Here is a 23301-nt window from a genome sequence, read left to right as displayed (position 1 = left end):
GCGATTGTCAGCTCCTCAGCCCCGGCGCTTCCTGGCCGGTGCGAGCGACATATTCGGTATAGCCGCCGCCATAGGTGTGGACGCCGTCGGGCGTGAGCTCCAGCACGCGGTTGGAGAGCGCCGCCAGGAAATGGCGGTCGTGCGAGACGAAGAGCATAGTGCCTTCATATTGCGACAGCGCCTCGATCAGCATCTGCTTGGTCGTTATGTCGAGGTGGTTGGTTGGCTCGTCGAGCACCAGAAGGTTGGGCGGGTCGAACAGCATCAGCGCCATCACCAGCCTGGCCTTCTCGCCACCCGAGAGCACGCGGCACTTCTTCTCGATCTCGTCGCCGGAAAAGCCGAAGCAGCCTGCCAGAGCGCGCAGCGGCGCCTGGCCGGCCTGCGGGAAACTATCCTCCAGCGTCTGGAAAACCGTGCGCTCGCCGTCGAGCAGCTCCATGGCGTGCTGGGCGAAATACCCCATCTTGACGCTCGGCCCCCGCGCCACCGTGCCCGTGTCCGGCTCGGAGGCGCCGGCGACCAGCTTCAGAAGCGTCGACTTGCCGGCGCCATTGACGCCCATGACGCACCAGCGCTCGCGGCGGCGTATCTGGAAGTCGAGGCCTGAATAGATGTTGCGGCTGCCATAGGCCTTGTGGATGCCCTTCAGCGTCGCCACGTCCTCGCCGCAGCGCGGCGCCGGCTGGAACTCGAAGTTCACCGTCTGGCGTCGCTTCGGCGGCTCGACGCGGTCGATCTTGTCGAGCTTCTTCACCCGGCTCTGCACCTGGGCCGCATGGGAAGCGCGCGCCTTGAAACGCTCGATGAAGGCGATTTCCTTGGCCAGCATAGCCTGCTGGCGCTCGAACTGCGCCTGCAATTGCTTGTCGGCCAGCGCGCGCTGCTCCTGGTAGAATTCGTAATTGCCGGAATAGGAGGTGAGCGCGCCTGCGTCGATTTCGATGATCTTATTGACGATACGGTTCATGAACTCGCGATCGTGCGAGGTCATCAGCAGCGCGCCGTCATAGTCTTTCAGGAATTTTTCCAGCCAGATCAGGCTCTCGAGGTCGAGATGGTTGCTTGGCTCGTCGAGCAGCATGACGTTTGGGCGCATCAACAGGATGCGGGCGAGCGCGACGCGCATCTTCCAGCCGCCGGAGAGTTTCGAAACGTCGCCGTCCATCATCTCCTGCGAGAAGCCGAGGCCGTCCAGCACCTCTCGCGCGCGGCCGTCCAGCGCATAGCCGTCGAGCTCCTCGAAGCGATGCTGCAACTCGCCGTAGCGCTCGATGATCTCATCCATCCCGGCGCGGTCGGGATCGCCCATGGCGTGCTCGAGCTCGCGCATCTCGGCCGCCACCGCGCTGACCGGCCCGGCGCCTTCCATGACTTCGGCCACAGCGCTCAAGCCGCCCATATCGCCGACATCCTGGCTGAAATAGCCGATGGTGACGCCGCGATCGACCGAGACCTGGCCTTCGTCGGGCTGCTCCTCGCCGATGATCATGCGGAACAGCGTCGTCTTGCCGGCGCCGTTCGGACCGACCAGCCCTACCTTCTCGCCCTTCTGCAAGGTGGCCGAGGCTTCGATGAAGACGATCTGTCGGCCGTTCTGCTTGCCGATATTTTCGAGACGGATCATGGAGGGAGTCCGGACAACTGCGCTGACGTGGCGGGATTTGCCCGGGGGCATACGCGAATGAGGGAGCGGAGGGAAGAGCGCAAACGCCGCAGTACCGATCTCCCCCACAAGGGGGAAGATTGGCGGCTTCAGCGCCGCGCCTTACTTCGCATCGTGGAAGATGATGCCGACCGTATGCCGCTGGCCCGACCGCAAACGGCTCACGCCATGACGTAAATTGACCCGATAAAACCCCTTCGTGCCCTGCACCGGTCGATTGTGCACTGCAAATATCACCGCGTCCCCTCTCCTCAGCGGCACCACTTCGGCGCGGCTCTGCATGCGCGGGCGCTGTTCGGTCAGCACGAACTCGCCGCCTTCGAAATTGTCGCCTGGTTCGGACAACAGGATCGCCACCTGCAGCGGAAAGGCGAGCGCGCCATAGAGGTCCTGGTGCAGGCAGTTGAAGTCGCCGGGGCCGTATTGCAGCAGAAGCGGCGTCGGTTTCGTCTGGCCTTCGTCATGGCAGCGCTTCAGGAAGGCGGCGTGCTCGGCGGGATAGCGCAGGGCGACATTCATCTTCTCGTTCCAGTCGTTGGCGACCGTGGCGAGCCGCGGATAGAGAGCCGAGCGCAGACCATCGATCAGATCCGGAAGCGGATAGCGGAAATAGCGGTACTCGCCCTTGCCGAAGCCGTGGCGCGCCATGACCACATGACTGCGGAAATGCTCCTCATGCGCATAGAGCGCGGCGATACCGGCGCATTCTTCGGGTGTGAGCAGGCTTGGCACAACGGCGCAGCCGTGGGCGTTGAGATCGGAGACCAGGACGTGCCAGTCTTGCGCGGCGACGCGGGATTCGGCTGAGCGGCTGGCGCGCTTGGTGTTCAGGGAATGGACGGTCATGGGTTGGCTCCATCGCTTGCCCTGAAGATGGGGCGCGCGACGGAAGGGAGCCACCCGATTCATGCGGAGGTAGGCGCGGCGACGGAGCGCTGATCTCCCCCCTTGCGGGGGAGATGGCCGGCAGGCCAGAGGGGGGTGTGAAGGAACGCAAACCTCTCCCGTCGAAACGAGGAAAGCCTTCGCCAGTTCGCTGACAGGTCGGCGGGACAGCACCCCCCTCTGCCCTGCCGGGCATCTCCCCCGCAAGGGGGGAGATTGGCAGCTTCACCGCCTGCGATACCTCTCCAGCTCCGGATCGAGATCCATCTTCACCGCGTTGGCGAACACGCAGGTCGCCACCATGATGCCGGCGAAGGCGGTGAGGTTGACTAGCAGCGTTTCGTCATAGCGTGCCTTGAGCGCGGCCCAGGTTTCATCGGACACGGCATTGGCATCGGCGGCGACCGTGTTGCCGAATGCGATGAGAAGCGCCTCGTTCGCGGTCGGCTCGATCGCTTCGGGATCGAGGCCTGAGTCGATCAGAGCGCGGCGGAAGAAGGTCACAGGGATTTCCGCGCGCATCGTCTCGGAAATCGCCTTCGAGAACAGCCAGATGGCGCGGTCGTCGAGCGTCGGCCTCAGCAGGTCGCGCAGCGTGAACCATTCGGCGTAGATGCGGTGGGCGGCCGGCGAATGGAGCAGGATGCGCTTCATGTTGGTCATGCGGCCGCGCAGCGCGAGCTCGCGGTCGTGCTCGGCGCGGATTTCTTCGGAGGCGGTGGCGTAGTCGATCGCGGAGAGATGCGCCATCGCCCTCATCCCAGCGTTGCGCGAAGCGCCGGCGCGCCGCGCAGCGTGTTGGAGACGGTGCAGATGTCCTCGGCGTCCGCCAGGATCCGCTGCTTCGTCGCGGCGTCGAGGTCGCCGGTGATTTCCAATTTGACGGTGAAGGTTTCGACCCGCGACGGCTCGTCCTTGGCCTTCTCGCCGCCGACATCGGCGCTGACCTCGCCAAGCCGATCGGCGACACCGAGGCGCGTGGCGGCGATACGGGCGCTGAGCACAATGCACGCGGCCAAAGAGGCATAGAGCAGGTCGAGCGGGTTGAAGCCGGGCGCGCTGACCTGGGTCACGACATCGACCGTGCCGCCGGTCGGGGTCGTGATCACCGGCAGGCCGCCCGGCGGCAGGACGGCAAGCGCGCCGGTGGCGCGGGTTCTGATTTTTAGCTCGGTCATCGCATGGCCTCGTCCGATCGGATGAACATCAATAGCGGACGGGAATTCATCTCGGCAATCGCCGAGGTTCGGCGCTGCCCCTCATTGTCCTGCCGGACATTTCTCCCCGTATAGTGACGGGGAGAAAGGACCTGTCCCGAGCGTGGCGTCTTTTTCCTTCTCCCCGTTCACGGGGAGAAGGTGCCCGAAGGGCGGATGAGGGGCGGCGCGGCGCTGGCCAACTGGCCCCGGCGCCCTACGAAGGCCCCTCTCCGTCCGCTCTGCGGACACCTCTCCCCCGCCTTGGGCGGGGGAGAGGTGTCCCAAGGTCTGAGACGCTATTTGGTCAGATCGAGCGCGGCCGTCAGATCGCCCATCGGCGGCTGGTCGTTGTTGCGCAGCGCCTTGTCGCGGGCGACGATGCCCGGCAGCACCGGCAAGTCGTAGCGGTTGGTGATGAAACGCAGGATCGAGGTCGTGTCGTACTGCGTGTGGTCGACCATGCCCATCCTGGCATAGGGCGAGATGATGAAGGCCGGGACGCGGTTGCCCGGGCCCCAGCGGTCGGCCTTGGGCGGCGCGACGTGATCCCAGAAGCCGCCATTCTCGTCATAGGTGACGACGACCAGCATATGCTGCCATTGCGGGCTCTTCTCCAGATGCGAAACGAGGTCGGCCAGATGCTGGTCGCCGGATGTCACGTCGGCATAGCCGCCATGTTCGTTGAGGTTGCCCTGCGGCTTGTAGAAGGTGACGGCCGGCAGCTTGCCGTCGTCGATCGCCTTGATGAACTCGACCCCGTCGAGGCCGCCATCCTTGAGGTGTTCGGTCCGGGCAGCCGTGCCCGGCGCGTAAGCCGCGAAATAGTTGAAGGGCTGGTGATGGAACTGGAAGTTCGGCACGGGCGTGGCGTTCTTGCCGTCCAGCGTCGCCTGCCAGGCGCCGCCATACCAGGCCCAGGAAATCCCCTTGAGCGACAACAGATCGCCGATGGTGATGTCATGCTGCGGCGGCAGCGTGGTCGGCTGCGCCGGATCGGCGAGCGCCTTGTCACCGCCCTCGGCCGGCTTGTTGGCGCTCGGCTGGTAGGGCGGCTGCATGGTGTTGACGACGTAGAAGTCCGGGGTAATCGCCCCGTCATTGACGAATTTCGGCACGCCGGCGAGAGCCGAGGCCGGCGAATTGTCGGCCGCCTTCAGCGTCATGCCGTCGGGTTCGACGACGGCGATCTGGCCCTTCGCCGGGCCGGTGTCGGCATGCGGGTAGACAGGCACACAGGCGCAGGCGAGCATGATATGGTTGAGGAAGGAACCGCCGAAGGCGCCCTGGAAGAAATTGTCGGCGAGTACGTATTTCTTGCCGACCGCCCACATCGGCAGGCTCGAGCCGCCATAGTGACCCATGACCAGCGAGCCGGAATCGGCCCATGCGACGAACTTGTCGTTCTTGCCGGCGTCGATCTGCATCTGCTCCTGGTAGAAGCGGTGCCAGAGATCATGGGTTATGACGTTGGGGCCTTCGTTGAAACCCTTGGGGTCGTCGATCGAGAACGCGGCATTGGCGAGATGCGCGGTCTGCGCTTCGGTCACGGCCGGCGCCACGCCCTTGCCGGTCAGCCCGCCCCAGGCCGGTGGCAGCTCGGCAAGCGGGGTACCGTCGCGGTCGAGTTGACGCACCTGGCCGGCGGCGAGATTGGCGAGCCCATTGGCGCCGGGGAAGCCGCCATAGAGGTTATCGAAGCTGCGGTTCTCGGCGTAGATGACGACGACGGTGTCGATCTTGTCGTAGCCGGGCGGGGCTGCCTGCGCGACGGCAACGAGCGATGCCAGCGCCGTTGAGGCGAGGCAAAGGGAAAGAAAGGACCGGATCATTGGAGATGCCTCGTGGCTTGGGAATGGCTGGAGGACGGCAATGCACTACATCAATGCCCAGCTACTTGGGCGCCTTGTCACCTTTGTGACAGTAGCTCCCCAGCCGAACACGGTTTCGTGAGCGAGAAGGCCGGTCATCAATCCGTTGCACTCGATCCTTACGTCGCAAAAGAAATCGGGCCTTACGTCGCGAAAGAAATCGGGCGAAGAAATCAGGGATGTCGCCGAGGACGATGGGACATCGGAAAAATCACGCAATCGCCATTGCAGCGGCCTTGACGGCCGGCTTCGCCGCGCCTGCCAACACCGCGGAGCCTTCCGGTGTCCATCCCGGCCCTATGTCGCGCCAGGAAGCCTTTGCCCGCGCCGATGCGTTGACGGCGCTCGGGCGGCAGATGTTTTTCGACCCTTCGCTCTCGGCCTCGGGCAAGCAGGCCTGCTCGTCCTGCCACGATCCCAACCATGCCTTCGGACCGGCATCCGCGGCGCCGGTCGAGATGGGCGGACCGAAGCTCGACCATCCCGGCGTCCGCGCCGTGCCGTCGCTGCGCTACCTGCAGGCGGCGCCTGCCTTCACCGAGCATTTCTATGACTCCGAGGACGAAGGCGACGAGAGCGTCGACAATGGTCCGACAGGCGGCCTGACCTGGGACGGCCGCGCCGACCACGGCAAGGACCAGGCGAGGATCCCGCTCTTGTCTTCCTTCGAGATGGGCAACACGAACGAGGCCCAGGTGGTCGCCAGCCTGCGCAAGGCGCCCTATGCCGATGCCTTCAGGGCTGCCTTCGGCGCCGATGTCTTCGACCATCCGCGGGACGCCTTCGACGCCGCGGTGGAAGCGCTCGGCACCTTCGAGCAAAGCAGCGCCGATTTCTATCCCTATTCCAGCCGCTACGACGCCTTCCTCGGTGGCAAGGCGCAGCTCTCCGCGCAGGAGTTGCGCGGCCGCGCACTGTTCGAGGACGAGGCGAAGGGCAATTGCGCGAGCTGTCATCTCAGCGAACCCGCCAATGACGGCGAGCCGCCGCAATTCACCGACTACGGCCTGATCGCGATCGCCGTGCCGCGCAATCCGGCGATCCCCGCCAACGCCGATCCCGATTATTTCGACCTCGGCCTGTGCGGGCCGCTGCGTACCGACTTCAAAGGACGGACGCAGTATTGCGGGCTGTTCAAGACGCCGACGTTGCGCAACGTGGCCCTGCGAAAAAGCTTCTTCCACAACGGCTATTTCCACACGCTGCGCGAGGCGGTGGCCTTCTACGCCAGCCGCGACACGGATCCCGGCCGCTGGTATCCCAAAAAGGCGGACGGGGAGGTCGACAAATTCGACGATCTGCCAAAGGCTTACTGGCCGAACCTCAACACCGACCCGCCCTTCAACGGCAAGAAGCCCGGCGGCAAGCCGGCGCTGACCGACGCCGAGATCGACGCCATCGTCGCCTTCCTAGGCACGCTGACCGACGCCGACCAGGCGGGGCAGTAAGGCCGAGCTGCCAAGCACACAGTCGGGGAAGCAACGCGGCGCGGCTCCAGCCGGAACCGCCAGCTATCCACCGCAATTTGTGTGTCAATGTGAGGCACGTCATAGGAACGTCGAACCGCGCCTGCTATATTGCTGCTATCGTCACAGATGGAGTCTCCCCATGAGGTTCGTCGCGGTGCAGGAGCCGCCCGGCAGCAGCTGGACGGTGTTCGATGCGGGCAATGGCGTGCCTGCCGAATATGCCGGCCGGGTGCTTATCGGCCTGACGTCGCGCGAAGCCCGCTGGTTCGCCGCCGTGGGCAACGACCACTGGCCGCGATCCGGACGGCCGGGCGCGCAACTGCGGCTGGTCAGCGGAGGCGGTTGCCAGCCGAACCCGGAAAGGCACGGCCAAACAAGCAGTTGAGGAGCCGTGCTGCCGGATTGATTCAGGCAAGATCGGTTGCCTCTCATCCCGCTGGCGCATAGCGGCTCACCACCATTCCGCTGGCGTAGGCCTTCGAGCCGAGTAGCTTGAGCCTGCCGAACCCGCCCTTGTCGAAGATGCGGCGGCCGCTGCCCAGCACCGCGGGATTGATGAAGAGCTGGAACTCGTCGACCAGGCCGGCCGCGATCAGCGCCGAGGCAAAGCCGGCGCCGCCGAACACGGCGATGTTGCCGCCCTCGCCTTGCTTCAGCGCGTCGACCTCGCGCGGCAGGTCGCCGCTGACGACCCGCGTGCGCTCCCAGCGCGAGGCCTCGAGCTTGTCGCTCGCCACCACCTTCTGTGCCTCGACGATGCGCTGCGCGAAGGCATAGGAGCGGTCCTTCGGATATTTCCTGGCTGCATTGCTCCAATGAGCCAGATACCCCTCCTGCGCCATCTTGCGGCTCAGCAGGATGGTGTCGATGGTCTTGAAGACGGCGTTGAAGTCCTGTTTCAGATCCTCGTCCCAGGCGCTGTCGTCGCCCCATTCCCAAAGCTGCCAGCGATGGTCCTCATCGGCGCCGACAAAGCCGTCGACCGACATCTGCATCTGAAGGATGAGTTGTTTCATTGTCGTTGTCCTCGTCTGGATTTCGGGGTTCAGACGGCGTTGCGGGTGCGGGCGAAGTTTTCAGCCCAGGCTTCGAAGCTGGTCGGCGTGGCGTTTTCAACCGACGGTGCCTCCAGCGCCCAGCGCTCACCCTTGTTGAAGCTTGCCGCCGTCTCGCCGAGCGCATCAGCAAAACTCGGCGATATGCCGTTGGCGATCATGCGGGCCCGCGCATCGGCGAACGAGGCTTGATAATAGGCGACATCCTTGCCGATCGCCCGGCCCAGGATCATTGTGGCTTGGTCGAGCGTGTAGTAGCCGCCACCATGCAATTCGACGACGCGCTGGGCGGGAAAATGCTTGGTGTTCAACAACGCGGCGGCGCGCTCGCCAATGTCCTTTTCGGCAATCAGCGGCATCGGCAGGTCGCCGCGGAAAGGCGCGGCAAAAACGCCGGACGCCGCCTGTTCGACGAAACCCATGCCCTTGACGAAATTCTCCATGAAGAAGGAGGCGCGCAGATAGGCAAGCTCCTCCAGGCCGAGCGCTGCGAGGCGCTCCTCCATCAGTGCCGCGCCGAGCGAGGTGCCCTTCTTGAGATGGGCGTTAAGGCCGCTGAGCAGGACGACGCGGCGCAGGCCGGCCTTGGCAATAGACGATGCCAGCCGCGCCCCGACCTCGTCCTCGAAGCGATGCAGGTCAGGCGCCGTGACGTCGAAGGGGATCATCACATAGGCGCTGTCGGCGCCGGCGAAGGCGGCGTCGAGCGCCGCCTGGTCGTCGAGCGGGATATCGAGGCTGCGGGCGACGCCGCGCACCCTGTGCCCTGCCCTGCTCAACCTTGTGGAGACTTCGGCGCCGACTTCGCTGGTTGCGCCGACGACCACGACGGTGTGGTTGGCTTGCTGGTTCACATCGACCTCCTCTTCGCTCAATTGCTTTACTTTCGGAACCATTTGACCCAAGACGCGAATGATGTCAATAGTAAAGTGATTTAAAAATGGAACCATATTGATGTCGACCAAGGAACGGTCCGGCTGCCCGATCAGCCTCTCGCTCGAATTGCTCGGCGACCGCTGGACGCTGCTGATCATCCGCGACCTGGCCTTCGCCGGGAAAAGGCATTTTCGCGAGTTTCTGCAATCCGACGAAGGCATCTCTTCGCGCACCCTGGCCGAACGGCTGCAGACGCTGGTTGACGAAGGTATCCTCACCCGCAGCGACGACCCGAGCCATGGGCTGAAGGCGATCTACCGGTTGACAGACGCCGGCATCGACCTGTTGCCGGTGCTGTCGACGCTGGGCGCCTGGGGCAGCAAATACCGCAACGCCGACGATAGGCTTGCCCGGATCGCCGAAGACTTGGCAGCCGGCGGCGAGCCGGCGCTTCGGAGGATGAAAGAAAAGCTCAGGGCAGAGCATTTGCAGTAGCGAAAAAACCCAAGCGGATCCGTTCATCCCGACAGCGGCGACTGGCGAAGCCGCCGGTGAGCGCGCCCTTCTTCCTCTCACCATGCCGGAAAGGATGACAGGATGACGCTACGCGCCAACAACGCGTTGGAACGCGTTTTCCGTAAGGAAGAGATTCCCCTCGCCCGTCAGCGAGCCCGTCCGTGTCGCAGTGGCGCGGACGGTTCCTCGGCCGGCGGTTCCCCGGGCAGCCCCAACCGCAGCCGCTCCTCCTCGGCGAAGCTCTCGGCCTGCGCGTGAATGTCGAACAAATTCTGCGTCAGCCTCCCGCCGTCGACGACGCGCACGATCCATTGGCCATTGACGGCTTTTACGCGGACACTGTCTGGCTCGTCCGTTACCATGTACAGCTCCTGCTCTTCGGCCCAAATCTCTTCGGCCCAGGTCTCTTCGGCCCAAGTACTGGGTGTCCGACCCAATACGATCTAGAGCGCCCGGAGTTGTCGAACAGCGGAGATGATTGGCTTTTAGTGCAAAAGCACTCGCCAATATTCAATATATTTGTGAAGCCTACTGAACGAATGGACACGCGCCATGCGAGAGCGGCACGACTTGCGGCGCGGCGGCGGCCCGGCAGCCTTGGGGGGGTGATACTGGGTTCGGCGGCCGGGCCTGACCGGAGTTTGCGAGGCCGCCGGCTGTCACGAACATGCGCTTGCGCCTCCGCGAGGACAAGAACGACCTAGGCCCTAGGACCAAAGCTGCACGATCGAGCCGACCAATTACGTCGGATCGACCGGAAAATAGCGCGCCGAAAGCTTGCCGCGTCAAAAGCCGAAGAAATGCCGGCCGACGAGATAGCCGACCGCCGCGACCACCAGCGGAAACAGCGCCGGCGCCGTTTTGCTGAACAGCGAGGGGTTCATCTCCTTGGCGGGAGCGCTGGGTTTGGCATTGCCGAGGTTTTTCGTCATGGGCTCGCTACCGGTTGGGGGCTAAAGCGCGTCGCGCCGAAACGGATTCAGGCGACGCGCTTTAAGTCTTTGTTTTGATGCATGTCGTTGCCGCAAAACCGCCGCGCACTTTTGCGCGACACGCATTTAGCTGCCGGCTGATCCGTTACATTAGAAATCGCTTATTAAGTTTCCGACAAGGCCAACGCTACAATTCGCGGCAATTTATTCCGATTGCTGGGTGCGCTCGGCAAGCGCGAAGGCCTGGAGGTTGCGCGACTTGCCGGGGTCCTCGTCGGCATTGGCGATGATGGCGTGGAAGGCGGCGCGGGCGATGTCCTTCTTCTTGGCGCCGGGGTGCTCCTTGCGCACCGCCTTGACCAGTTCCTTCGGCGTCATGTCGGGGGTGACGAGGCGCATCAGCGTATCGCCTATGGCCCTCAATTCGCTGGCATCCATAACGATGAACCCTGTTTTGGCGGCATGAGCCTAGCATATAGCGGGGTGAGCGCGTCAGTTTTGTGATGCACGCCGAAGCAATTGGAACCGGCGTCCCTCAGGAATTTTAGTGGCGAAAGCGGCGTGAAAGGCAGCACGCCGCCACGTCGCGCCTGACCGTGTCCGGTCTCACTCGACTTTCCGCCGGAACTTCGAATGGCAGCTCGTGCAATCCTGCAGGATGAGATGCAGGAGATGTTCCGCCGGCATCCTGGCCGGATCGGCTTCAGCGGCGCCGGGGCGCTTGCCGAGCAGGCTGCCGCCATCCATCGGCAGGCCGGTCATCCGCATGTCGGAGGTGATTTCGGCCGGCGCGTTCCCGGCCTTGACTGCGAGCGCGTCTGCAAGCCGGCCGATATGGCGGGCGAGCGCCTCGAATTCCGGCCGGGCCTCGTCGATTTCCGGCCTGGCGCCGGACGGCGCACCAAGCTTGCCCTGCGGGAATTCGGCAATCAGGGCAGCGCCGGCACGGGTGCTGAGCGTGTCTGCCGCCGCCTGGAAGGCGTGCCGCTCATAGACGCGCTTGTCGTCGAACATTTCAGCGATCGCCTTGGCGGCGGCCGCCATCTCTTTCATCGAGGCCTGGCGCGCCGCCACAATGGGATCGCCCATACCCGCCGCCAGCGACGGAGCAGAGACCGTCGGGCCGGCGAGCGCCAGCATCGCCGCCGCTAGAATGACGCGGAACCTCACGCCTGCACGTCGACGATGCCCATCATGCCGAGCTGCTCATGCTCGAGGATGTGGCAGTGATACATGCGCGCGCCCGGCCGCTCCTGGCACGTGACGAACCGCACCGTCTCGCCGCGCGCCACGTTGACCGTGTCCTTCCACGCCAGATAGGGCGGCTTGGAGACCTTGCTGCCGCGCTCGCGCTCGACCACCTGGAACTGCGTGCCATGGAGATGAAACGGATGGTCCATGTCGGCCTGGTTGACGATTTCCCAGAGCTCGGTATCGCCGGCCTTAGCGATGATATCGACGCGCCCCATATCGAACGCCTTGCCGTTGATCAGGAAGCCCATCTCCATGCCGGTGGCGTTCATGGCCATGGTCTCGGTGAAGACGAGACGGCGGCTGACCGTGGGGTGCCCAAGCGGCGCGATCGGCCTCAGCCGCTCGGGCAATGGGGGCATCGCCTCAGCCGGCGCGTCGGAGACATCGACCGTCAGCAGCGTCAGCCCGGCGTCCGCCGGCCGGCCCGGACCCATCCAGCCGCGGTCGTAGTCCAGCGTGGTGAGGGTGGCGACGCCCGGCCTGTCGAAGGCGACCACCAACTCGACGCGCTCGGCCGGGCTGAGCAGTATCTCCTCGACCGCAACAGGCGCCTCCAACAGGCCGCCATCGCTGCCGATCACGGTCGTCGCGGCGTTGGCGAAGGCGAGCCTTAGGAAGCGCGCATTGGTGGCGTTGTAGAGCCGCAAGCGCCGTTTCGCACCCATCGCCACAGCCAGCTTCGGGTTCTTCTGGCCGTTGACCAGCACATGGTCGCCGACCCGGCCGTTCATCAAGTCGTTCATGGTGTTGTCGGGCATCGAGCCGTCGGCGGCAAGGCGAAGGTCGGTGAGCACGAGCACCGTGTCGCCATAGGTGGCCGGTATCGGATCGGCCTTCGCCTTGACGACGAAGGCGCCGGCAAGGCCGCGATAGACCTGCTCGGCCGTACGACCATGCGGATGCGGGTGATACCAGTAGGAGCCGGCCGAGCCCTCGGGCAGCTCGAAGGCGTAAATGCGGTCGGCGCCAGCCGCCACCGGGTCCATCGGATTGCCGTCCTGATCCGCCGGTACCGGCATGCCGTGCCAGTGGATGGTGCTCGCCTCGCCGACCCGATTGGCGAAGGCGATCTCGACGCGGTCGCCTTCAAAGGCCTCGATCAGCGGCCCCGGGCTCGTGCCGTTATAGGCGAGGATCGGGGTGTCCTGGCCCTCGGCAAAGCGCGCCGTGGCGGGCTCCGCCGTCAGCCTTGCCCTGAACAGCCCGGACCGGCCGGCTTCGTTGGCAAGCAGCGGCAATTCACGCAGCGCCGCGCCCTCGGGCAGCGCGGCGGGCGCTTGCGCCATAGCGCCCATGTCATGGCCCGCATGACCGCTCTTATCCATCCCCGGCATCGAATCCATGTCCGACATGCCGTCCATGTTCATCTGCGCGAGTGCGCGAGAGCCCGACAGGACCGTTGCCAGGCCCGCCACCAGAAAGCCGCGTCGGTGCATTTCTTCGCTCCTCGATCTCGATTGGAAGATCCCGCCGAAAGACCTCGCTTCCGACGCTAAAGGTTCCAGTTGCTGGAAGGTCAAGCGGGTCGAGCGGCCGGAGCTGAAAATTCCGGTGGGTGGATCGTAATGGCTTGGGCTGCGTTCATCCGCAGGTACAACCAGCCGTTTCATAGACCAGATCGAGAAGCCGGATCATGCTCGTCCAACCGATCGACTATTTCCTTGTTGCCTGGTTCGTGCTGGCGCTAGCCTCGACGCTCTATGTCGGCTTAGACCAGTATCGAAACAATCCCGAGCCAGTGGTGATGAAATGGGGCTTCATCCTGGTGACGCTCTATATGGGCCCGCTCGGCCTGCTGCTCTATGTGCTTGCCGACAAGGAACCGCGCCCCGGCGAGCATGAGGTCTTCACAAGGCCGCTCTGGAAGCAGGGCGTCGGCTCTACCATCCATTGCGTCGCCGGCGATGCAACCGGCATCATCCTTGCGGCAGTCGTCACCGCCACGCTCGGCTTGCCGATGTGGCTCGACCTCATCGTCGAATACCTCGCCGGCTTTGCCTTCGGCCTGTTCATCTTCCAGTCGCTGTTCATGAAATCGATGATGGGCGGCAGCTATTGGGAGAATGTGAAGAAGAGCTTCCTGCCTGAATTCATCTCGATGAATTTCATGATGGCCGGCATGGCGCCGGTCATGAGCTTCCTGATGATGGGCCGCGACATGCGCGCCATGGAGCCGACCGAGCTTCTGTTCTGGGGCGTGATGTCGCTCGGCGTCATCGCCGGCTTCGTGCTCGCCTATCCCGCCAACGTCTGGCTGGTCGCGCACGGCCTGAAGCATGGGCTGATGACCGAGCGGGCGTTGCCGGCTGCCAAGAGGCAGCACGCGCAGATGCAAATGCAGCAGGCCAACGCCAGGGGCCACGGCCATCGCGAGCACGGCCACGACATGGCCTCCCGCAAAGGCAACGGCGGCCACCAGATGCGGTCGGACGCGACAACGCCGCAGATCGCGGCGCTCGGCGTGGTGTCGCTGATTGCGCTCGGCATTGGCATGGCGGCTCCGGCAAACTGGCTGAACCTAAGACTTTCGGCCCGCGACGTCGGCGGGGTGATCATGCCGCAAGGCATGATCATGGACCGTGACACGCCGGCCGACGCCATGCGCGACATGGCGGCGGCAGATCCGCGCCTAGTGACCGCCTCATACGACCTCGCCGCCAAAGGCGACCGGGATTTGCCGTTCCGCATGGAGAACGGGGTGAAGGTGTTCGAGCTAAGGGCCTCGGTGATCCGCTGGCAGATCCTGCCGGACGTGACGGTCGACGCCTATGCCTATAACGGCCAGATACCGGGGCCGCGCATCCATATCCGCCAGGGCGACCGCGTGCGCATCAATGTCACCAATGCACTGCCCGAAGAAGCCACCGTGCACTGGCACGGCCTGATCCTGCCCAACCAGATGGACGGGCCGGCCGAGATCACCCAGGCCCCGATCGAGCCCGGGCAGACCTATTCCTACGAGTTCACCGCCACCCAGCACGGCACCTATTTCTACCATCCGCACGCCAAGCCCGACCGCACCCAGGCGCTCGGCCTCTATGGCGCTCTGATCATCGATCCAGCCAATCCCGCTGACGAGGTCGCCGCCGACCACGACTACGTCATCGAGTTGCAGGAATGGTTGGTGCGCGAAGGCCTGACCTATCCGTCGATGCCGATGGACGGCGGCATGCCGAACTTCTTTACGATCAATGGCAAGGCCTATCCCTCGACCGACACGATCCGCATGAAGGTCGGCGAGACGCTGAAGGTCCGTTTCATCGGCACCAACAACGGCTTCATCCACCCGATGCACATCCATGGCGGCCCGTTCGAGGTGGTCGCCCGCGACGGCGAGACCATTTCCGCCACTGCACGCTTCCTTGCCGACACGGTCAATGTCGGGCCGGGCCAGCGATATGACGTCGTCTGGACGGCGAGGCGTCCGGGCAAGTGGCTGATCCACTGCCATATCCCGCATCACACCACCAACAACAATGCCGAGGAAAAGGGCGGCGGCGGGCTGATGGTGGTCATCGAGGTCACATGATCGCGGCAGGGCGCTCGGCAATCCAACGAACCTGCGTAGCTCGGAACCCTTGCCGCCCTCGCAGGGTTTATATGCGAGGCGAACTGCCAGGGAAGACGAACCGCCTGCCGAAAACCCCGGGGAGGATCGTCGCGCCGAATTGGCGGTCTGCCTCATCGCCTTGTTCTTGTCGGCTTCGGATGTTCGGAGCGCGATCAAGCCTTGAAGTTTGCCTGCTGGGCTGAAGGTTCGTGCCGTCTCCAGGCTCTTGCGGCACGGTGCCTTTTCGGGTGCGGAAAAGGCTTTAACGCTTTGATTTTCCTATCATCCCTTGCGAACCTTTAGGCTCGGATCACGCGCCAGGAAGAAACAGGTTTTCCGAAACGTTTATCGAACAGGCAACGCTCAAAGCCAGGCGCCCGACAAGGACGCTCATGAGCAAGGAACCCTTCCGGCAACAGCGCGTACCGCGCCCGAGGCCAAGGGAGACAGTACATGTCCGCCAAAGCTTATATCAACCGGATCGCGACAGCGGTTCCGGAGCATGAAGTTCATCAGTTCTACCTGCGCTACGAGGCTTCCATGCTGGCCGCCGACCGCCGCAGGATTTTCGAGCGCATGGCCGGCCTTACTGGCATCGAGCACCGCTTTTCCTGCTTTGCGCCGGCTCTCGATCCCGAAGGGCCGTCGGCCGACCTTGCCGGGATATTCCGCCGCGGCGCGTTTCCCGGAACGGCCGCCAGGATGGCGATGTTCAGCCAAGCGGCACCCGCCCTGGCGCAAAAGGCCGTCGACGGACTACGGCTTGGCGACGAGGCATCGCGCATCACCCATCTCATCATCACCACCTGCACCGGTTTCTCCGCGCCGGGCATCGACCTCGACCTTGCAGCGCGCTGCGGGCTGCCAGACGGTATCGAACGCACGATGATCGGGTTCATGGGCTGCTACGCCGCGGTCAACGCCCTCAAGCTTGCCCGCCATATCGTCCGCTCCGACCCGCGGGCGAAGGTCCTCCTGGTCAATATCGAAATCTGCACCCTGCATCTGAGAGAAACCACCGAACTGGAGAAGCTTTTGTCCTTCTGCCTTTGGGGCGATGGCTGCGCGGCGACGCTCGTCACCGGGGAGCCGCCCGGCATCGAACTCGACAGCTTCCGCTGCGCCGTCGCGGACGAGCGGCGGGAGCTGATGACCTGGGATATCGGCGACGATGGCTTCGACATGTTTCTCTCCGGTCAGGTGCCGGCGGCGATCCAGGAGGCTCTGCGCGCCAACCAGGACGCCATCCTCGGTGGCCGGCCACCGGACGCGATCGACCTCTGGGCCGTGCATCCCGGCGGACGCACCATTCTCGACGCAACCGAGAGGGCGCTGAACCTCGCGCCCTCAGCGCTCCAGCCGTCGCGCGAGGTGCTGCGCCGATACGGCAACATGTCGTCGGCGACGGTCATGTTCGTGATGGAAGAGATGCTGAAGGCGCCGAGCGAACTGCTCGGCTGCGGCATGTCGTTCGGACCCGGACTGACGGCCGAGACCATGTTGTTCAGGACAGTCTCATGAACGCGCTCGATCGAAGGACGCTCGTCCCGGAAATCCTCGATCGCCTCGCCGCGGACGATCCGCGGGCGCTCCACTCGCGGCGCGATCTCGCCCGCATCAACGCGCTGATGTTCCAGGCGCCGATCATGACGTCGCTCATGAGGAAATTCATCGCCAAAGCGCCCGGCCGCATCCTTGAGATCGGCGCCGGCGACGGCACCTTCATGTTGAAAGTAGCGCGGCGCATGGCAAGGGATTGGCACGAGGTGGAGCTGACGATGCTCGATCGCGTCGGTCTCGTCACGCCGAAGCTCTCGGCGGATTTCGCCGCACTGGGATGGACGGTCGAAACCATCACCGCCGACGTCTTCGACTGGGCGGAAATGGCGAATGGCAGGCCCTTCGACGCGATCACGGTCAACCTGTTCCTGCATCATTTCGACGATTCCGGGCTGCTGCGCCTGTTTTCGCTTTTGCGGCGCAAGGCCCCGCTGCTCGTGGCGACGGAACCACTGAGGACGGGCTTTGCGCTCGCCGCCGCCCGGCTTCTGCCGGCAATCGGCGTCAACGACGTCACCCGGCATGACGCGGTGGAAAGCGTCCGCGCCGGCTTCCGCGGCAGCGAGCTTTCCGACCTCTGGAGCGCCGCTGGCGGCAGGCCGCTTGAAGAGCAGCGCGCCGGTCCTTTCTCCCATGCATTCGTCGGCGAGGCACGGATATCGGCGGAGGGTGCGTGATGAAGCAGCCTTCTACCCACGATGCGATCGTCATCGGCGCCGGCCCGGCGGGCACGTCGGCGGCCCTGGCGCTTGCCCAGCGCGGATGGGCCGTCGCGATCGTGGAAAAGAGTGCGTTTCCGCGCAGAAAAGTATGCGGCGAATACATCTCCGCCAGCAATCTCACGCTCCTCGACCGGCTGGGGGTCGGCGATGCGTGGCGGGCGGAGGCCGGCCCCGAAATCCGCCGGGTTGGTCTCTTTTGCGGCGACACCTGCGTCGAGGCGCCGATGCCGGGCGCGAAGCTCGGGCCCGCGGCAAGAGACGATTTTGGCCGGGCGCTTGGCCGCGACGTACTGGACTCGCTGCTGCTGGATGCGGCCCGATCGGCCGGTGCGGAAGTGTTCCAGCCCGGCCGCGCCGTCGCCATCGACCGCGATGGCGCCTGTCAAGCGGTGCGGATCCAGGCAGGGGCCGGGAATTCCCGCGACGAGGCGACGATCCTGCGGGCACCAGTGATCGTCGCCGCGCATGGCTCGTGGGAACCGGGGCCGTTGCCGAGTCAGCTCGAAAAGAAAAGCCGCCCCTGGGACTTGCTCGGCTTCAAGGCGCATTTCACCGGGTCGACGCTGCCGCCCGACCTGATGCCGCTGCTGACGTTTCCCGGCGGCTATGGCGGCATGGTGCTCGCCGACCATGGCCGCATGTCCATCTCCTGCTGCATAAGGCGCGATGTGCTCGCCCGGTTGCGGGGCAGGCATGCCCGCGAGCACGGTGGCCATGTCTCGGCGGCCGAAATCGTCGAGCGTCATCTCAGGGCGACATGCCGCGGCGCGCGAGACGCGCTGGAGGAGGCCCGCCTCGACGGTTCGTGGCTTGCCGCCGGCCCGATCCGGCCAGGCATCCGCGCCGGCTACGAAAAGGACATCTTCCGCGTCGGCAACGCCGCCGGCGAGTCACATCCGATCATCGCCGAGGGCATATCGATGGCGCTTCAATCCGGTTGGCTTCTGGCCCTGGAACTCTCTGCGGCGGCAGGCGGTCAGGCGGGGCGCGGAGCGGTCGGCAGACGCTACGAGAGGGCCTGGAGAGGATTGTTCTCGACCCGGGTCCGCGCCGCTGAAGCCATTGCCCGCATCGCCCTTGGCCACGGCGGCGCCGCCATGATGGGAGCGGTTGTCCGCAATTTTCCGCGGGCGCTGACCTTGGGAGCGCGGCTCAGCGGCAAGACGAGAGCGGTGCCGGGTTTTGGCTGACAGGGCGCGCGCTTAGCCTAGCCGGGAGCATCTGAAATTCCCCACCCGCGAACTCCGCAACGCATGATTTTTAGTCTTCATGTCGCCTCCGCCCTCTGGCGGAGGTGACTTTTTTGGGGTGATCCCGGCGCTGCAATGTGTTCCGTCGGCTTTGGCGGCTGGTCCCACTGCATCTCTGGCCGGCCTGTTCCGCGCCAGGCTATAGGCCGCATTTCGACCCTAATCACTCTATACGCGGCCCGGATTGCTGCGGTTCTAGCCCTTACGGTTTCTTGACAGGGGCTACAAAAACGGGCAGCAAAGCGGGTGAGGAAGGGCATTTCTACCGTGGCGAAGACCATGGAGGGCTCTTTTTTCGTATGGACCGTCGCCAAATCGGCGATTGGTGGAGGGATTGGTTAACCAACTTTGTCCATCTTTTGAATCAATCGGCAACAGACGCGTGAAGGTGCAGGGGGCACCAGCGAACTGTGATCGTGACGGGTGCCCGGTCCGCAAACCGGCATGCCGATTGAGAGTGGTCGTATGGCGTTTTTGCGTTTGAGAAACCGGGGTGACGCTCCTGATGGGGAGATAACTTCGAAAAAGTATGGTCATCGTTGGTTCGTGGTGCCTGCTGTCGGCGCCGCCCTGGCTCTATGGTCCGTCGCCACCTTGGCGGGGCTCTATTCGGTAAGCACCTCGCTGACCGCAGCTTCCAACGGATTGCCGCAAGGCCTGCTTTCGCCGCGCAGCATCGCGCTTGGCGACCAGCGCCGGCAGATCGCCAATGCCTGGGCGCCGCGCCTTGCCGCCAATGGTGGCTACAAGGCGGGCTCGCTCGTCGGTGGCTGCGACGCCGGCTGCTTCAGCCTCGCAACAAGTTTCAGACATGACGGCAAGGCCGCCGACAAACCGACGAGTGAAGACCAGATCCACGATGGCAAGACGGCGCGCCTCAAGCTGCCGGCGCCCGACAGCGTCGCGCATGAGAAGGTCGTGGTGGTGGCTTCAGCCGCCGGGGCCGCGGACCGTTTCGACGGCGTGGTGAAGCGCGCGGCACTTTCCCCGCAGAAGCTCGCCGAGGCCTTTGCCCGGGCCGAGAACGCGCCGTTCCTGCTTGCCAGCCTGCCCTCGGCGAGCCGCTTCGGCGGCGCGCAGCCGGAGGCCCCGATCGAAGCCCGCTTCGGGTCGCAGCCGGCCGAAATCGCCGGTGCTTCCGAACTGGCGCTGGCGCTTGCCAACGCAGCGCCGGAAGATATGGCGGATGTTCCGACGGCCGTCGCGCTCGAAGACAGCGATGCGCCCGATCCCGCCGGCAATTCGGACAATGGCCCGGGCGGCGACTACCAGGTCGCCTCCCTGCCGCCGCAGGACGATTTGCCCGACACTATTGCCGTGCCCGGCCTTCGCCCGCGAACCACGCTCGAGCGCGCCGCCGAGGCGCCCGAACAGAACGCGGCCAAGCCGCAGAAGGCCGAGATCGAGAAGCCGCAGGCCGCCAAGGCCAAACCGCAGCCAGCCGCTGCCGACACCGCGCAAAGCGCGCCGACGACGGCCTCGCCGAGAAGCGGCAACCAGACCCTGCCGGGAGTGCCGGGCTCGAAGCCTGTGGTGGCCGAAACCAAGCCCGGCAAGCGCAAGGCGCAGGCGTCCGAGATGCTCGCCTATGCCAAGCCGGACACGCCGGAGCGCGGTGGGCTCGGCAACGCTTTCCGCAACCTGTTCAACGGACCCTCGACGGGCAACGGCGTCGCCGTCTACGATATTTCGGCGAGAACCGTTTACATGCCTGACGGCTCGAAACTGGAAGCGCATTCGGGACTGGGCTCGATGGTCGACCAGCCGCGCTTCGTCAACAAGAAGAATGTCGGCCCAACGCCGCCCGATACCTACAATCTGTCGATGCGTGAATCGCGCTTTCACGGCGTCGAGGCAATCAGGCTCACGCCGGCCAGCGGCAGCAACAAATATGGCCGCAACGGCTTGCTTGCCCACACCTACATGCTGCGCGGCGGGCGTGCGGAATCCAATGGCTGCGTCGTCTTCAAGGACTACCACCGCTTCCTTGCCGCCTACAAAAACGGCAAGATCAAGCGGCTGGTCGTGGTCCCGCGCCTGACAAAGTCCCCCACCCGGGTCGCCCAGGAAGGCCGCCAGGGTTAAGCCGGCCGGCGACCTGGTCGCCGGCACTTGCTAATCCCCACTTGCTGATCCGATGCTCTTGGCGCCCACATCGCGCCCGGTATTTGGCAGGCTGTTGCCGCTTCAAGGCAGGGCGGCGATTGCAACCCTCGTAGGGGAAGCGATAACGACCCTTCCCAGAAGGTAAATATGGCGCAGCCGGGGCTTGCGGCAAGTCCCCCGCCATGGCGTATCAACGCTGCTCCGGAAAACGACAACGGAGCATGGAATGCGTATCTTGTTATCGACTTACGGCTCGCGCGGCGACGTCGAGCCGTTGGCGGCGCTGGGCGCGGCGTTGCGGGCGCTCGGCGTCGAGGCCAGGGTGAGCGCGCCCGGCGACGAGGAATTTGCCTCGCTGCTCGCCCGCGCCGGCGTGCCGCTGGTGCCGGCCTTCGCGCCGGTACGCGAATGGGCGAAGGAAATGATCAATCGGTCACGGTCGGCTTCACCCGACGACCGGGCCAGGCTCATTTCCAGCCAGGCGACCGAGATCGTCGCCAGGCAATATGAGGCGCTGACTGCGGCCGCCGGGGGCTGCGATGCCGTGGTGGCATTCGGCCTCTTTCCTTCCTGCGCCGCGGCGCGGCTGGTCGCGGAGCAACACGGCATGCGCTACATGCTCGGCACGTTCTGCCCCGTCTGGCTGCCGTCGCCACACAACCGGCCGCATGAATATCCAGGCCACCCACTGCCGCCCGGCATCACCGATAACCGGCTGCTGTGGCAGATGGACATCCGAACCAAGAACGCGCTTTTCGGCGAGGCGATCAACGGCCATCGCGCGTCGCTCCGACTGACCCCGGTGCAAAATGTCCGGGACTATGTCTATGGCGATACCGTCCTGCTCGCCTGCGACCCGACGCTGGGGCCCTGGCTGCCCTCGGACCTGATCGACGCCGTGCAGACCGGCGCCTTCATCCTGCCGGACCAGCGGCCCCTCCCCGACGGGCTCGAAGCGTTCCTCGATGCCGGGCCGCCGCCGGTCTATGTCGGCTTCGGCTCGATCGCGGTCGCCAGGGAGGCCGGCCAGGCGGCCATCGAAGCGGTCCGCGCCAAGGGCCTCCGTGCTGTGGTCGCCCGTGGCTGGGCCGAGCTCGGCCTCATCGACGACCGCAGCGACTGCTTCGCCGTGGGCGAGGTCAACCAGCAGGCGCTGTTCGGCCGCGTCGCCGCCGCCATGCATCACGGCGGCGCCGGCACCACCGCCGCTGCCGCGCGGGCGGGAGCGGCGCAAGTGATCGTGCCGCAGATCGGCGACCAGCCCTATTGGGCCAAGCGCGCCTCCGAGCTTGGCATCGGCGCCGCGCATGACGGCCCGGTGCCGAGCGCGGACTCACTGTCGGCAGCGTTGGGGATTGCCCTGACGCCGGCGGTCCGGACTCGCGCCCGCGAGGTAGCGGGCGAAATTCGCGCCGATGGCGCCGAGAGGGCCGCGAAGTGGCTGATTGAAGCTTTGAGTCGGCCGTGATCTCACTGCTCCAGTTCCGCCAGCGCCCGTTGCAGCGGCGCTGGCGAAACCTGGATCGGTCCAGAGAAGGGCGTGTCCATATCCATGATCAGATAAAGTGCCGCGGCCGCCAGCGCGCCTGAGACGATGAAGGTGCCGACGATGGTCGCGTTGCGCGGCGCACGGAAGCCGAAGCTGGCGAAGATCAGCGTCAGCCAGGCCACCAGCAGCGCGATCAGCGGCACGGGGATGACGCCTTCGGACTGGCCGACCAGCACCCAGCGCTGTTCGATGACCTTCTGCAGCTGCTGCGTCGCAGTCTGCAGGGTCGCGGCGTGCTTGGCTTCCGGCGGCGTCAGCTCCGCCAGCTGGTCGCCGACCTTGTTGAGCAGCAGTTCCGACAGCCGGTTGGCGACCGCCGGCGTCCTCTGGGTCTGCGAGGTGGCGTCGACCAGCCGCTGCAGATAGGCGGTGAGCGTGGCTCGCGCGCCTTCCGTCTCCGGTCCGTACAGGCGCAGCGAGCGGTCGAGAAGGATCAGCTGCGTCGCGAAATTGTGGACGTTGTGATCGATCGTCTCGAAGGTGTTCTTGGCCGAGTTGATCATCAGGCCGAGCACCAGCGAGGACATCACCACGAACAGGTTTGCGGCAAGCCTGACCACCGCGCCGGTGTCGTCCTGGCGGTGGTGCTCGGGGAAACGCGGGTAGATCATCAGGCTGGCCAGCGCTGCCCCGGCCAGACATGCAAAGATCATCATCCCTACAAGCATTTCACCCATCGCTAATATTGCGCACGGGAAAGGTCGCTTGCCAACCGGGACGCAAATTCGTCATTCCAGGGCGGAGCGACGCGAAGCGGAGCGCAGGTCCTGGAATGACGAAGTCGAAAGTTCGCCACCGCAAGCACCTTCCAATACAGTCCAAAGCCTTTATGTATGATCGCCGG

General features: G+C 65.0%; 22 protein-coding genes. 9 read left to right on the top strand and 13 right to left on the bottom strand.

The genetic code is table 11. The features are described 5' to 3' along the window. Positions 1–7: 7 nt before the first annotated feature. The 5 genes from YU3_RS0107560 to YU3_RS0107540 form a co-directional block, all read right to left on the bottom strand. Entirely contained in the window at positions 8–1627 is a 1620-nt protein-coding gene (locus YU3_RS0107560; protein WP_027165671.1) for an ABC-F family ATP-binding cassette domain-containing protein, read from the bottom strand. Between the two features lie 141 nt (positions 1628–1768). After that, positions 1769–2512, bottom strand: a complete 744-nt coding sequence (locus YU3_RS0107555; RefSeq protein ID WP_036258055.1) for a 2OG-Fe(II) oxygenase — start codon at positions 2510–2512, stop codon at positions 1769–1771. A gap of 264 nt (positions 2513–2776) precedes the next feature. Continuing rightward, a complete protein-coding gene (locus YU3_RS0107550; RefSeq protein ID WP_027165669.1) occupies positions 2777–3301 on the bottom strand; it encodes a hypothetical protein in 525 nt (174 codons plus the stop codon). Between the two features lie 5 nt (positions 3302–3306). Beyond that, a complete protein-coding gene (locus YU3_RS0107545; protein WP_027165668.1) occupies positions 3307–3729 on the bottom strand; it encodes an OsmC family protein in 423 nt (140 codons plus the stop codon). A 317-nt stretch (positions 3730–4046) separates the two neighbouring features. Further along, positions 4047–5579 (bottom strand): acid phosphatase, encoded by a 1533-nt coding sequence (locus YU3_RS0107540; protein WP_027165667.1) that lies wholly within the window; start codon positions 5577–5579, stop codon positions 4047–4049. 218 nt (positions 5580–5797) lie between these two features. On the opposite strand from YU3_RS0107540, the gene YU3_RS0107535 reads away from it, so the two are divergent. After that, a complete protein-coding gene (locus YU3_RS0107535; protein ID WP_027165666.1) occupies positions 5798–7066 on the top strand; it encodes a cytochrome-c peroxidase in 1269 nt (422 codons plus the stop codon). 160 nt (positions 7067–7226) lie between these two features. Continuing rightward, complete coding sequence (locus YU3_RS0107530; RefSeq protein ID WP_027165665.1) at positions 7227–7472, top strand: hypothetical protein; 246 nt, start codon at positions 7227–7229, stop codon at positions 7470–7472. A gap of 43 nt (positions 7473–7515) precedes the next feature. Here the strand turns inward: YU3_RS0107530 and YU3_RS0107525 are convergent, their stop codons facing one another. Then, positions 7516–8103, bottom strand: a complete 588-nt coding sequence (locus YU3_RS0107525) for a dihydrofolate reductase family protein (protein WP_027165664.1) — start codon at positions 8101–8103, stop codon at positions 7516–7518. Between the two features lie 29 nt (positions 8104–8132). Continuing rightward, a complete protein-coding gene (locus tag YU3_RS0107520) occupies positions 8133–8996 on the bottom strand; it encodes an NmrA family NAD(P)-binding protein (protein WP_027165663.1) in 864 nt (287 codons plus the stop codon). A 100-nt stretch (positions 8997–9096) separates the two neighbouring features. Here YU3_RS0107520 and YU3_RS0107515 point away from each other — a divergent pair, with 100 nt between their 5' ends. Next, a complete protein-coding gene (locus YU3_RS0107515) occupies positions 9097–9513 on the top strand; it encodes a helix-turn-helix domain-containing protein (RefSeq protein ID WP_027165662.1) in 417 nt (138 codons plus the stop codon). Positions 9514–9680: 167 nt separating this feature from the next. Here YU3_RS0107515 and YU3_RS0107510 read toward each other — a convergent pair whose 3' ends face one another. The 5 genes from YU3_RS0107510 to YU3_RS0107490 form a co-directional block, all read right to left on the bottom strand. After that, a complete protein-coding gene (locus YU3_RS0107510; protein WP_027165661.1) occupies positions 9681–9896 on the bottom strand; it encodes a hypothetical protein in 216 nt (71 codons plus the stop codon). A 423-nt stretch (positions 9897–10319) separates the two neighbouring features. Beyond that, positions 10320–10466 (bottom strand): hypothetical protein, encoded by a 147-nt coding sequence (locus tag YU3_RS41195; RefSeq protein ID WP_198021645.1) that lies wholly within the window; start codon positions 10464–10466, stop codon positions 10320–10322. Between the two features lie 204 nt (positions 10467–10670). Then, complete coding sequence (locus YU3_RS0107500; protein WP_348631165.1) at positions 10671–10865, bottom strand: hypothetical protein; 195 nt, start codon at positions 10863–10865, stop codon at positions 10671–10673. Between the two features lie 207 nt (positions 10866–11072). Next, on the bottom strand, positions 11073–11636 hold the full coding sequence (locus YU3_RS0107495; protein ID WP_027165659.1) for a cytochrome c: 564 nt from the start codon (positions 11634–11636) through the stop codon (positions 11073–11075). Continuing rightward, positions 11633–13156 carry a multicopper oxidase family protein gene (locus tag YU3_RS0107490; RefSeq protein ID WP_027165658.1) on the bottom strand — a complete coding sequence of 508 codons (1524 nt, stop codon included), beginning with the start codon at positions 13154–13156 and terminating at the stop codon, positions 11633–11635. Before YU3_RS0107490 ends, YU3_RS0107495 begins: the two co-directional genes overlap by 4 nt. Positions 13157–13353: 197 nt before the next feature. Between YU3_RS0107490 and YU3_RS0107485 the strand changes: the two genes are divergently transcribed. The 6 genes from YU3_RS0107485 to YU3_RS0107460 all read left to right on the top strand — a co-directional run bounded on the left by YU3_RS0107485 (position 13354) and on the right by YU3_RS0107460 (position 22376). Continuing rightward, positions 13354–15249 (top strand): DUF4396 domain-containing protein, encoded by a 1896-nt coding sequence (locus YU3_RS0107485; RefSeq protein WP_027165657.1) that lies wholly within the window; start codon positions 13354–13356, stop codon positions 15247–15249. 474 nt (positions 15250–15723) lie between these two features. Beyond that, on the top strand, positions 15724–16791 hold the full coding sequence (locus YU3_RS0107480; protein WP_027165656.1) for a type III polyketide synthase: 1068 nt from the start codon (positions 15724–15726) through the stop codon (positions 16789–16791). Beyond that, positions 16788–17507, top strand: coding sequence for a methyltransferase domain-containing protein (locus YU3_RS0107475; RefSeq protein WP_027165655.1), 720 nt, complete (start codon positions 16788–16790; stop codon positions 17505–17507). Before YU3_RS0107480 ends, YU3_RS0107475 begins: the two co-directional genes overlap by 4 nt. Continuing rightward, positions 17507–18742 (top strand): FAD-dependent oxidoreductase, encoded by a 1236-nt coding sequence (locus tag YU3_RS0107470; protein WP_027165654.1) that lies wholly within the window; start codon positions 17507–17509, stop codon positions 18740–18742. Before YU3_RS0107475 ends, YU3_RS0107470 begins: the two co-directional genes overlap by 1 nt. A gap of 606 nt (positions 18743–19348) precedes the next feature. Beyond that, positions 19349–20887 (top strand): DUF2778 domain-containing protein, encoded by a 1539-nt coding sequence (locus YU3_RS0107465; protein ID WP_348631164.1) that lies wholly within the window; start codon positions 19349–19351, stop codon positions 20885–20887. Positions 20888–21134: 247 nt separating this feature from the next. Next, positions 21135–22376: a glycosyltransferase gene (locus YU3_RS0107460; RefSeq protein WP_027165652.1), complete on the top strand. Its 1242-nt coding sequence runs from the start codon at positions 21135–21137 to the stop codon at positions 22374–22376. A gap of 2 nt (positions 22377–22378) precedes the next feature. Here YU3_RS0107460 and YU3_RS0107455 read toward each other — a convergent pair whose 3' ends face one another. Beyond that, positions 22379–23134 carry a DUF4239 domain-containing protein gene (locus YU3_RS0107455; protein ID WP_027165651.1) on the bottom strand — a complete coding sequence of 252 codons (756 nt, stop codon included), beginning with the start codon at positions 23132–23134 and terminating at the stop codon, positions 22379–22381. Positions 23135–23301 lie beyond the last annotated feature (167 nt).

The organism is Mesorhizobium sp. WSM3224, assembly GCF_000427725.1.
Classification (GTDB): Bacteria; Pseudomonadota; Alphaproteobacteria; order Rhizobiales; family Rhizobiaceae; genus Mesorhizobium.
This window is presented reverse-complemented; position numbering and strand designations above follow the sequence as displayed.